At 35.8% G+C, this 11174-nt stretch carries 11 protein-coding genes; 4 read left to right on the forward strand and 7 right to left on the reverse strand.

All coding sequences use genetic code 11. The features are described from left to right. Window positions 1–435 precede the first annotated feature (435 nt). Entirely contained in the window at window positions 436–1677 is a 1242-nt protein-coding gene (locus F823_RS0109600; RefSeq protein WP_002846591.1) for an LPXTG cell wall anchor domain-containing protein, read from the reverse strand. A gap of 277 nt (window positions 1678–1954) precedes the next feature. On the opposite strand from F823_RS0109600, the gene F823_RS0109605 reads away from it, so the two are divergent. After that, the gene (locus F823_RS0109605; RefSeq protein ID WP_019595701.1) at window positions 1955–2629 is read left to right on the forward strand and encodes a class A sortase; all 675 of its coding nucleotides are present in this window, start codon (window positions 1955–1957) and stop codon (window positions 2627–2629) included. Between the two features lie 29 nt (window positions 2630–2658). On the opposite strand, the gene F823_RS0109610 is transcribed toward F823_RS0109605, so the two are convergent. Together F823_RS0109610 and F823_RS0109615 are read right to left on the reverse strand one after the other, a co-directional pair. Then, the gene (locus F823_RS0109610) at window positions 2659–4026 is read right to left on the reverse strand and encodes an MATE family efflux transporter (RefSeq protein ID WP_002846593.1); all 1368 of its coding nucleotides are present in this window, start codon (window positions 4024–4026) and stop codon (window positions 2659–2661) included. A gap of 15 nt (window positions 4027–4041) precedes the next feature. Continuing rightward, window positions 4042–4884 carry a DUF5685 family protein gene (locus tag F823_RS0109615; protein ID WP_002846594.1) on the reverse strand — a complete coding sequence of 281 codons (843 nt, stop codon included), beginning with the start codon at window positions 4882–4884 and terminating at the stop codon, window positions 4042–4044. Between the two features lie 187 nt (window positions 4885–5071). On the opposite strand from F823_RS0109615, the gene F823_RS0109620 reads away from it, so the two are divergent. Next, window positions 5072–5515, forward strand: coding sequence for a C-GCAxxG-C-C family protein (locus F823_RS0109620; protein ID WP_002846595.1), 444 nt, complete (start codon window positions 5072–5074; stop codon window positions 5513–5515). A 151-nt stretch (window positions 5516–5666) separates the two neighbouring features. On the opposite strand, the gene F823_RS0109625 is transcribed toward F823_RS0109620, so the two are convergent. From F823_RS0109625 to F823_RS0109635, 3 genes are all read right to left on the reverse strand, one after another. Next, window positions 5667–7565, reverse strand: coding sequence for a PTS fructose transporter subunit IIABC (locus F823_RS0109625; protein WP_002846596.1), 1899 nt, complete (start codon window positions 7563–7565; stop codon window positions 5667–5669). A gap of 20 nt (window positions 7566–7585) precedes the next feature. After that, window positions 7586–8518 carry a 1-phosphofructokinase gene (gene pfkB, locus F823_RS0109630; protein ID WP_019595702.1) on the reverse strand — a complete coding sequence of 311 codons (933 nt, stop codon included), beginning with the start codon at window positions 8516–8518 and terminating at the stop codon, window positions 7586–7588. A gap of 197 nt (window positions 8519–8715) precedes the next feature. Further along, window positions 8716–9462 carry a DeoR/GlpR family DNA-binding transcription regulator gene (locus F823_RS0109635; protein WP_002846598.1) on the reverse strand — a complete coding sequence of 249 codons (747 nt, stop codon included), beginning with the start codon at window positions 9460–9462 and terminating at the stop codon, window positions 8716–8718. Window positions 9463–9797: 335 nt separating this feature from the next. On the opposite strand from F823_RS0109635, the gene F823_RS0109640 reads away from it, so the two are divergent. Further along, window positions 9798–10214 carry a MarR family winged helix-turn-helix transcriptional regulator gene (locus tag F823_RS0109640; protein WP_002846599.1) on the forward strand — a complete coding sequence of 139 codons (417 nt, stop codon included), beginning with the start codon at window positions 9798–9800 and terminating at the stop codon, window positions 10212–10214. Window positions 10215–10328: 114 nt separating this feature from the next. Then, the gene (locus F823_RS0109645) at window positions 10329–10844 is read left to right on the forward strand and encodes an ECF transporter S component (protein WP_002846600.1); all 516 of its coding nucleotides are present in this window, start codon (window positions 10329–10331) and stop codon (window positions 10842–10844) included. A gap of 80 nt (window positions 10845–10924) precedes the next feature. Here the strand turns inward: F823_RS0109645 and F823_RS0109650 are convergent. Then, on the reverse strand, window positions 10925–11174 hold a 250-nt coding region (locus F823_RS0109650), incomplete at its 5' end, for a hypothetical protein (RefSeq protein ID WP_019595461.1).

The following is an 11174-nucleotide window of genomic DNA, read 5'->3' on the forward strand; positions in this document are numbered from 1 at the left end:
CATTTCCATTACAGAACCTTCTCCACTACTATGGCTTCTGCTGACTTCTCACAGTTCGTTGTTACTAGGTTTTCCCTCTGTGAGACCTCACGGGATAAGTCGTCAGTCTTTCCTCGTCTACCTGCCTAATTTACTTACATAAGTTACGTTTGCCTTTTGGACTTCGTGACTTTGGGCCCACTCATCCTTTATGTAAGCCTTTATATTAGGTTTCTGTACGTCAGGCTACGATTTTGCTATTGCTTCTTCTCGCCATCACCTCACGGTGATAACCTTGCAAGTTGCTATGAGGTTCGTCGGCAACTACGCCCTACGTGGACTTTCACCACAGACTGACGGCATGCCCGTCATACCCATAAAAAAATAAGGGCTAAAACCAGCCCTCATTTTTTTGCAAATTGTTATCAATAACATTTTTTTATCATTGTTTTTATACTATTTCTTCCTTACTAGGAAAACTCCAGCTGCAACTATACCAAGACCTAAAACTGATAAGGCTCTAGTATTCTTTGATCCTGTCTTAGCTAGTGTAGCTCCCTTAGACTTAGTTAGTGGACTAGACTTCCTAGCACCTGGCTTAAGGCCTGTACTTATAGTCTTAGTCTTTAATTCAAGTGGAGTAACCTTGTCTTTTACAACTGTAAACTCATGACTCTTAGCATTCTTAAGCTTGTGTAACTTGGCTACATATTTACCTGGATTTAAAGTAACTACGCCCTTTGATAGTAGGTTGCTTCCTAGAGATGAACTTGAAATGTATCCATCACTACCAGTCTTACCTATAAATATCTCTTTTTCTACAAGCTTACCATTGACATCATACATGTAGATAGCAACTTCTAAGCCTGGCATAGGCTTCTTTGTTGTTATGTTAATTCCCTTTATCTTAACACCAGTCTCTCTTACCTGTTGGTTTGGATTTTTGCCATCGTTTAGCTTATGCTCTATTGTAACAGTAGACTGGCTAGCCTTGTTAACTACAATTTTTAATTCTTTATCAGCTAGATAATAACCCTGAGGAGCCTTGTTTTCCTTAATGTAATATGTACCAGGATTGATTGCTATACCACTTCCAACTGGCTCTATGCCTGAATCTGCAACACCCTGTGAGAATGAAGATATAACATTACCATTAGAATCAGTATTAAGTGTTGCAACTATATCGTTCTTAGTACCATTCTTTTTACTGTATATTTCTATTTCTGCACCTTCAAGTCCATTACGGTTTTTCTTGTCTATTGCCTTTATTATTATCTGACCCTTACCTTCTGGAATTTTCTTATTTTCAAGATTTATCGGATCAGCTACGTCTCCTATTACATAAAATTTATTTATATCTGTATTTAACATATAGTTTGAAGGTGACTTTACCTCTCTATAAGAATAGTCTCCGTTCTTAAGCATCAACTCACCCTTCTCATTGATATACTTAGGTGCATCCGATGGATTTAGTTTACCATCTTCCCTAGTTGTAGCCTTAAACAAAAGCTGTGTTTCCTTATAGAATTCTACCGTAGCCCCTGCTAACTTGTTGCCGGCTTCATCAGTCTTGGTAAAAGGAATTCCTGCCTTTATTTCCTTATCATTTGATTCATCCGCATTAATACTAGCTAGAGTCATTGGTACGGCTATTGCTGCTGCCAATAATAAACTGGCTAATTTTTTACCATATTTCATAATTTTACCCCCTATATTATCGTATCCTTAATCATACTAAAATTCCTATTTCTCTACAAATTGATATAAATTATATATATATTTATCTATATAATATCATATTTTAAGAAAAAATAAAACAAAAATAATACATAAATGATATCTTATATTAAATAGATTATTATGTTATAATAAATCAATAAATGGATTTTTATTGATTTTAACTTACTTATTGGTTTTGATATTGAATTATAAAAATAAAAAAGATTTGGAGGTTGCAGTAAATCTGCTAATTATTATGAAAAAATTAGGTATACTATTAATACTGGTAGGAGTTGTATTCTTCTCCTTCCCTAAAATATCTGAACTATTCCTTTTGAGCAAAAATCAAGGAATAGTTGATGATGTGTCTAGTCATGAACTAGCAAAAAATGCCAATTTAGGCGAAAAGAACTTTGACCAATCAAAGGTTAAACCTATAGATATAAATGGAGCCATTCTCAATGCAAAAAATGCAGATATGTCTAAGGTTGTCGGACAGCTTACAATTCCATCTATAAACAAGAATATTGCTATTTTTGATGGACTTGAAAATAATAACCTAATGTTCGGTGCATGTACAATGAAACCAAACCAAAGGATGGGGCTAGGTAACTATGCAATTGCAGGTCACTATATGAAAAATGAGAAGCTCTTATTTGGTGGGCTTATGAACGTAAGGATTGGAGACAAGGTAAAACTTACAAATAAGAAAAATATATACGAATACACTGTTTTTAAGACCCTAAAAGTTAAAAACGATAGACTAGATCTTATACAAGATTCTATGACTTCACAGGCAGATGGTAAGGCAGTTGTAAGTCTTATGTCATGTTACTATGATGACAGTAACTACAGGTATTTTGTATTCGGTAAATTCGACAAGTTGTATCCATACAGTGCAGATCAAATGCTAAAAGGAATCCATGATTAAAATCTTGGATTCCTTTTTTATATCAATAATCAATTTATCTGCTTAAACTTAACTCCGTCGATGCTGAATATATCCCTTTTGAGTACAAATAGGCACACAATAAAAGATACCAACTCAGCTATAAATACACCCCACCATACATTGTTTAAGTTGCCAGTGAGTGACAATAGGTATGATGCAGGAACAAGTACCACCAACTGCCTTATTATGGATATACTCATGCTCAAAAATCCACTACCAATAGCTTGAAATACACCTGAAGATATTATAGATACTCCAGTAAATAAGAAACTCATACTCATAATCCTAAATGCTATTACACCAGCGTCTATCATATATTGAGACGGTTTAAATGGTATTAGCAATTTATCTGGCATAAGCTGCATTATAACCATTCCAACTAACATAATTGCTAGTCCATATACCATAGCAATTTTTATTACTTCTCTTAACCTATCTTGGTTTTTGGCTCCATAACTATATGCAACTATTGGTACAACCCCGTTGTTTAGGCCAAAAATAGGCATAAATATAAATCCCTGCAACTTGTAGTATACACCCATCAAGGCAACTGCTGTATTGGAAAAATTAGCCAATATCTTATTAAGGGAAAATACCGTTAGTGAATTTATAGAAATCATCACTATTGATGGAAGCCCCACCTTGTATATATTCATAACTATATGTGGATCTAACTTCATGTACCTTGGAGATAGCTTGATATCCTTATTGTATTTAATACAAAAGACTGTCACTATGATTGCGCCTACAGTCTGTGATGTAACAGTTGCAACCGCTGCTCCCATAAGCCCCAGCCTAGGCATACCAAAAAGTCCAAATATTAGTATTGGGTCCAATATAATATTGAGTATAGCCCCTGTCATCTGTGCAACCATAGTAAGCATTGTAGATCCTGATGCCATAAGTATTCTCTCGACCATAAGATGCATAAAGATACCAGCAGACCCCATACAGCATATCCTCAAATATATAGGTCCCTGACTTATAATACTAGGATCTTGAGTTTGAAACATTATAAAGTCCCTTGAAAATAAGAGTCCTATTGCAAAGAATACCAGATAAGAAAGTAATGCTAGAACAATACCATTATTGGCAGCCTTATTTGCATTCTTCTTATTTTGAGCACCTAGACACCTAGATATGTATGAGTTGACTCCTGTAGCTGTACCTATTCCGACAGCAAAAAATAATTGCTGAAGTGGAAAGGCAAGGGATACAGCTGTCAGGGCATCCTCTCCAATTTGAGCGACAAATATACTATCCACCAAATTATACATTGATTGAACAAGCATGGATATTACAATCGGAGCTGACATTGATAATATTAACTTTTTTATGGGCATTTGACCCAATTTTTCATCTACACCAGACTTCAATTTGTTCCTCCTATTTTATACTTGATTTTTCTTATTGTTTACACCATTTAATATTCCCTTATACCTAAAAAATATGCCGGAATATATTATATTATCTATTATAGGTTTATTGACCTTTATATCTAGAGAATTAACCGATGACTCCAACCTAAATAGGCATGTTTGAATGAGCCTATCCACCCTTTCTTTAAGGACCTCCCTCTTATCCTCGTAGTCCTTAAATGGGTTATAAGATCCTGACTTTAGGTCCTTGTCTAGGTCTTCGTAGGCATCGAGTATGTAGATATACTTGCCTATATTAAATCCTAGGTCCCTGAGCCTATCTTGATACTGGTCATCTTGGTAGGCAAATATCTCACCCATCAGGTCACCGAAAGTATTTGATACAAGGTCTATATTATTTTCATTATTAGCCTCTAGTTCAGACAAGTCTGATAGACATTTTTTAATGTAGGCTGCCTTTTGAGGATACTTTGAGTAGGCAGTCTTAAAACTAGGCCTATATCCTAGTTTAGCTATATTATTGACAAGTCCTCCCTCATCCTCTACATTGTCCTCCAACTTATAATATGTCAAGAGTATATTCATACTAGCAGCATACTCTGTGTACTCATTTGATATATGCTTTTTCTTCTTGACCGGATCAGTTATACACTTTTCATAGAATATCTCTGAATTGGGTTGATAAAGCGAAGTCAGTATCAATATCAAAAATGTAATATCATAATTTATACTCAATCTAGATACCTCTGTATGGTTTCTCTTTAAATACTTACACAAGCCACAATAATAAGCCTTGTAGTGTTCATACTCCCTAAAAGTTAGGTCTTGTTTATTTATTCTAACGTATCCAAACATCTATTACCTCCTTATTAATCCCAGACTAGTTCAGGTAAATTACAAGCATTTTTACCAAGTTTCTCAAGTTAGACTAGGACGCTTTATTCTATAGTATATACTATTAGCCTACATATATCCATACTTCTATGATATAATAATATGTATATTTCAAACAATAAAACAATAATTTTAGGAGGATATAATTATGACTTTTAAAGCTCAAATCAATACCGTTGAAGACGTACTGTCTATGTTCGGCAAAGGCCTTGATTGTGGCCAGGTGATAGTGTATGCTATAGCGAGTGACCTTGGTATGGATACAGATATGGCCCTAAAGTCTGCTGCAGCTTTCGGTGGTGGTGTATTTCAGGGCGAAATTTGTGGCTCATATATCGGCGGTCTAATCGCTCTTGGGCTAAAATATGGACATTCTAAGGAAGATGATCCAGCAAAGGGACAAATGATATCAAAGATATTCCAATACAAGGAAAAATATGAAAAAATCCAAAAATCTAGTGTCTGTTCAGATATCTTGGGCTACAACCTATCAATACCTGAAGAATCTAAAATTTTAGAGGAAAAAGGACTACTTACTACAGTCTGTCCAAAATTGACATTGGATATAATAAATATAGTAAGAAGCTTATAATTAACTACTATATTTTTAATTGCTATCTTGCACAAAAATTACAGTATTCTAAAAGGCTCCCAAGAAATTACTAGGAGCCTCTTTATATTGTATTTATTTTTTGACTTTAAAATTTATCTAACACTTGTTTGAACTCATATTATTATCTAGCTTATTTTACTTCAATATTGTTTGGTCTTTTCCATACCCCATATATCATACCTGATACTAGCATACCTATTAGGATTGATAACAAGAAGAAGGCCACGTCATGACCGCTCATAACAAATGATACTAGGACTCCACCATGTGGTGCTGGTGCATTTACGTGCCATAACTGAGTGAGTCCACCTGCTATGGCTGAACCTATGACTGAGCTGACAATTACTCTGATTGGGTCTGCCGCAGCAAAAGGTATCGCTCCCTCTGTTATAAATGTTAATCCAAGTATCCAGTTTGTAAGACCCGACTGGATCTCTTTTTGAGTGAACTTTTTCTTAAATACTGTTGTAGCAAGGGCTATGGCAAGTGGTGGTACCATACCTCCAGCCATTACTGCCGCCATCAAATATCCCATCTTTGTAGATGTGAAAACACCTATTGAAAATGCATACGCAGCCTTGTTGACTGGACCACCCATATCAACTGCCATCATTCCACCTAGGATTGCTCCCAACAAGATTGCATTACCTGTACCTAGATGAGTAAGGGTATTGTTCATATATGTGTTGACAACTGAGAATATCGGGTCAATTACAAAGAACATGGCTAAACCAGTAAGAAGTAGACCAAATATAGGATATATTATCATTGGTTTGATTCCCTCTAGTGATTTAGGCATTGACGATGTTAGCTTCTTTAATAAGTTTACAGAATAACCCGCTATAAAACCTGCAGCAAGACCTCCCAAGAAACCTGCCCCTGCATTCACTGCCATTAGACCACCAACCATACCCGGCATTAGACCCGGTCTATCAGCTATAGACATGGCTATATAACCTGCCAATATAGGTATCAAGAAGGTAAAGGCACCATTGCCCCCTAGGTCCATAAGGAACTTGAAGATCTGACTTTTTTCACCAAATGCGCTCTCAGCCATAAATGAAACAGCTATCAAGATACCTCCACCAACTACAAATGGTAGCATATGAGATACACCATTCATAACATCCTTATATATCTTGCTTCCTAGAGAAGTTTTTTCAGTAGCTACATCTTCTCTAGTAGTATTTTCAGACTTATATATTTTTCCTTCTTTGTTCAAGGTCTTTGCTATAAGAGCTTCAGGATTTCTTATCCCCTCTGAAACAGGTACTCTAATTATTTTTTTACCGTCAAACCTATCCATTTCAACATTCTTATCAGCTGCAACAATCACCCCTACAGCCTTTTCTATTTCTTCCTTAGTAAGGACATTCTTTGCTCCATCACTTCCGTTTGTCTCAACCCTTATATTTACACCCATCTGATTTGCTTTTTCCTTCAGGGCCTCTTCTGCCATATAGGTATGGGCTATACCAGTTGGACAAGCTGTTACAGCTACTACTAGGGGTTTTTCAGTGTCATTTGCCATGATCACCTTCTGGGCATCATCAGCCTTTTTAGCTTCCTCACCCTCTGACTCACCCTTGGCAAATATAGCTAGAACCTCATCTTCATCCTTAGCATTGATCAATGCTTCTATTATATCTGGATTTAGGAGTAGCCTAGAAAGATTAGCAAGTGTCTCTATATGAGTATTGTTGGCTCCCTCTTCTGCAGCTATCATAAAGAATAGTCTTGATGGTTGGCCATCCAAGGCTTCATAGTCAAGTCCATCTTTCTTCCTAGCAAATAGGACACATGGCCTGTTTACTGCACTTGTCTTGGCATGAGGCATGGCTATACCATCTCCCAATCCTGTAGAACAAGACTCTTCCCTCTTTAGGATTTCTGCCTTAAAGACTTCTTCATCGTTTATCATGTTTTTCTCTTTTAACATGGCTACCATCTCATCTATAGCAGCTAGCTTAGAGTCTGATTTAAGGTCCATGATCATTATCTCTTTTTTCAATAATTCCGAAATTCTCATAATTGCTCCTTTATAATTTACTAAATATATTCTTCAACAACTACCCTAGATAGGATATTGTCTACTTCTTCTTTTTTACCTATGTCCTCACAAAAGGCAGTTGCCGTACCTGTTGCTACTGAATACCTAAAGCTATCGATAGGGCTCCTACCACTCTTGATAGCTCCTACAAATCCAGCTATCATTGAATCACCAGCACCAACTGAATTGACTAACTGGCCCTTGACCACCGGTGAATAGTATACTTTATCTTTATCAAAGAACATGGCTCCGTCACCACCCATTGATACTATTGCATACTGGGCACCTATTTCCAAACACTTCTTACCGTATTTTACTATATCATCCCTGGTTTCAAGTTCCACCGAAAATAATTGAGCAAGTTCTACTGTATTAGGTTTGACAAGCAGGGGTCTTTGTCTCATAGCCTCCATCAGGGCTCCTCCAGTAGTATCTACAACAAAGTCTGATCCCCTATCCTTGCATATATTTATCATTTGGTCTACTATATCCTTGTCTAAACCTGGACTAGAACTACCAGAAATTATCAGGGTATCATCAGGATTTAGCTTCCTTATTTTATTTAAGAAATCATCCTGTTCAGAGGCCGATATCTTAGGACCTCTTCCATTGATTTCACTCTCTATAATCTGACCTGAATCAGACATGGATTTTAGCTTTACGTTTATCCTAGTATTTTCATTTACCCTAGTAAAGTCTTCTCTCAAGCCTTCTTGATTAAACCAATCTTTTATATATTGTCCTGTATAGCCTCCCAAAAAACCAAGGGCTATATTGTCTATGCCTAAATTTGAAAGCAATTTAGAGACCATAATTCCCTTGCCACCTGCATTGGTGTATTCTCCCTTTGACCTATTCAACTCACCCTCTGTAAAATTATCCAACTTCACAATATAGTCAATTGAAGGATTTAAGGTCACAGAATATATCATTCCCTCACAACCTTTCATTTTTCCAAATTATTAAACCGTTTTCTTGGGTTTTATCTTATCTTTAAGTTGATTATACCACCAAAAAAACATCTTTTCAATCATTTACTATCATTTTCTTTCAAATGCTATCATTTTGAAGCACTTTTTTATAAACAATAAAAAACCACCTGCGTTAAATCAGGTGGATTAGGTCATTATTATATTGTTATTACTTCACTGGCCTCAACTATCCTAGGATCTATTTCATCCTCACTGACATTTGTGATGATACTTACATCCTCTAGCCTACATATCTCGGAAAATGACACCTTATCAAACTTACTTGAATCAGCAACAACATAAGGCCTCTTGGATAGTTGTATTGCCTTCTTCTTTACAGCCGCCTCGCTAACATCTGGAGTTGTTATAGAAGAGTTATAACTTATTCCATTGGCCCCTATAAAAGCTATGGTAAATCGATAATGGGACAAATTTTCTACTGCTATTTCACCTACAATGGTGTTGGTCATAGGTTTTATAGACCCACCTATTATATAAGACCTTATCTTATTTTCTACAAGCCTGTCTATATTGTGTATTCCGTTTGTAACTACCACAATATCCTTCCCCTTTAAAAAGGGTATAATCTCATTAGTTGTAGTCCCCGCATCTAAATACAGGCAGTCACCATCCTCTACCAAACTCGCACAGTACCTACCAAGAGCTATTTTACTGTCAGTATTTTCATGTTTTCTAGTATTAATGCTAATATCTTGGGTAAAATTAGAGCTTGAGATAGCTCCTCCCCTCACTCTTTTTAAGAAACCTCTTGCTTCCAATTCGTCAAAATCTCGTCTCACTGTAGACTCACTAGTCCCTAGTATATCCACTAGGTCTTTTAGCTTGACTGAATTATTTCTGTTTATGTTTTCAATTATATATTCATACCTATCTTCTGTTAACATATCTTCACATCCATCATCCTATACTTAGATTTGATCCTGTTTGTACACATTTTTATCTACCACGATTCGATCTTGTTTGTACATATTTTTATCTACCACTGCGACATCATTGTTTATCTACCATTATATCATCCATTATATTAGATGTAAATTATCATATCAAGAAGATCCTTAACATATGCAATATGTATTTTAAATAAATTAATAGTTAGTAACTGTTTTAATGCTTTAAATAGTGGTATAAATTTACTATAAATATATTCAGTTATGTGTATTTTCACAAAAACTGTTTTAATATGTGTATTTCATAAAAATTGTTTTAAAAGGAGGATTTTATGAAGAATCAAGATAAAAATCTGTACTATGCTATAAGCAGAACTATAAATATGATACAGAGGGATGCAGAAAAAATATTTTCAAAATACGACCTTACTAGGGGCCAGTTTTCTATTATGGAAGTCCTACATAAAAATGGTGAGTCAAGTATAGGTAATGTTCAGGAAACTATACTTATGACAGGTGGTAATATACCTGTTATAGTAAATAACTTAATTAAGAAGGGTCTACTTGTTAGAAAACAGGATGAAGCTGATAGGAGAAGATACCTACTAAGTCTTACAGATGCTGGAAACAACTTAATTAGCAAGGTGATTCCTGAGCATGATGCTCTTATCAAGGAATTTTTCTCTAGTGTAGGTTCAAATGAAAAGAATACACTTATAAATATTTTCAACGACTTATCAGCCAAATAAATTAGTGTACTAGTACAATTTCAGTTTATACCCAATATAAATTGAACAAGATAAAAAAGTGTATTATCATTAATATAGATATTATTCTTATTGATTTATTTTTAGGAGGTTATTATGAGTGATAATGCATTGACAAAGAATGGTTTTACAACCAAAGACCTTGTGCTTTGCGGAGTCTTGATGGCACTTACGACTGTAATGACTATGATCGTTCAGATACCAGTAGTTGGAGCCAATGGTTACGTAAATATGGGTGACACAGTAGTTTTATTCTCTGCTATGTACCTAGGTAGGAAACACGGTGCTATTATAGGTGGTGTAGGTTCTGCACTAGCTGACCTTATATCAGGTTATGGCGTATATGCGCCAGTAACATTTATTACCAAGGGCTTGGAAGGTTACGTCTGTGGTCTAATTTGCGAAAAAATTCCTAATAAGAAGGGTAACATTATAGCAAGTATTGTAGGTGGTGCTATTATGGTGAGTGGTTATTTCATAGGTGAAATATTCATGTACGGCGGTATTAAGCAGTCTGTAGCAGCTGCTCCTGCCAATACTCTACAGGCCTTATTTGGTATAGTTACTTCTTTATTGATATATGCAGGTGTTAAAAAAGCTTTAAAAAAATAAATACCAAACTTACTAATCGAGTAGGGAGGACTTTCTCCTCCCTCTCACACCACCGTACGTGCCGTTCGGCATACGGCGGTTCAATTCATGTAATAATCTAAACAACTAATGAGTCCTCGCTTTGCGAGGATTTCTTTTGTTATCTTGCGAAGTCCGGCTGTTTTTGCTACCGCCTGATAATGGTCTGCAAATCCTACGGATTGTCTTGCCATCCATTCGGGTACGCCAAGTTTCTTTAACCCCCACATCCTTTTCTCACTGGTTTTCCACTGTTTCCAGATGACTATTCTCATACGGTTTCGAAGATGTTCGTCTATTTTTGTCATATTT

Source organism: Peptostreptococcus anaerobius VPI 4330 = DSM 2949 (assembly GCF_000381525.1).
GTDB classification, from domain to species: domain Bacteria; phylum Bacillota; class Clostridia; order Peptostreptococcales; family Peptostreptococcaceae; genus Peptostreptococcus; species Peptostreptococcus anaerobius.

What these genes read in the sequence shown, in the direction of transcription:
- F823_RS0109600 (WP_002846591.1), bottom strand. Translation starts at nt 1,677, where the DNA reads ATGAAATATGGTAAAAAATTAGCCAGTTTATTATTGGCAGCAGCAATA.
- F823_RS0109605 (WP_019595701.1), top strand. Translation starts at nt 1,955, where the DNA reads ATGAAAAAATTAGGTATACTATTAATACTGGTAGGAGTTGTATTCTTC.
- F823_RS0109615 (WP_002846594.1), bottom strand. Translation starts at nt 4,884, where the DNA reads ATGTTTGGATACGTTAGAATAAATAAACAAGACCTAACTTTTAGGGAG.
- F823_RS0109620 (WP_002846595.1), top strand. Translation starts at nt 5,072, where the DNA reads ATGACTTTTAAAGCTCAAATCAATACCGTTGAAGACGTACTGTCTATG.
- F823_RS0109625 (WP_002846596.1), bottom strand. Translation starts at nt 7,565, where the DNA reads ATGAGAATTTCGGAATTATTGAAAAAAGAGATAATGATCATGGACCTT.
- pfkB (WP_019595702.1), bottom strand. Translation starts at nt 8,518, where the DNA reads ATGATATATTCTGTGACCTTAAATCCTTCAATTGACTATATTGTGAAG.
- F823_RS0109635 (WP_002846598.1), bottom strand. Translation starts at nt 9,462, where the DNA reads ATGTTAACAGAAGATAGGTATGAATATATAATTGAAAACATAAACAGA.
- F823_RS0109640 (WP_002846599.1), top strand. Translation starts at nt 9,798, where the DNA reads ATGAAGAATCAAGATAAAAATCTGTACTATGCTATAAGCAGAACTATA.
- F823_RS0109645 (WP_002846600.1), top strand. Translation starts at nt 10,329, where the DNA reads ATGAGTGATAATGCATTGACAAAGAATGGTTTTACAACCAAAGACCTT.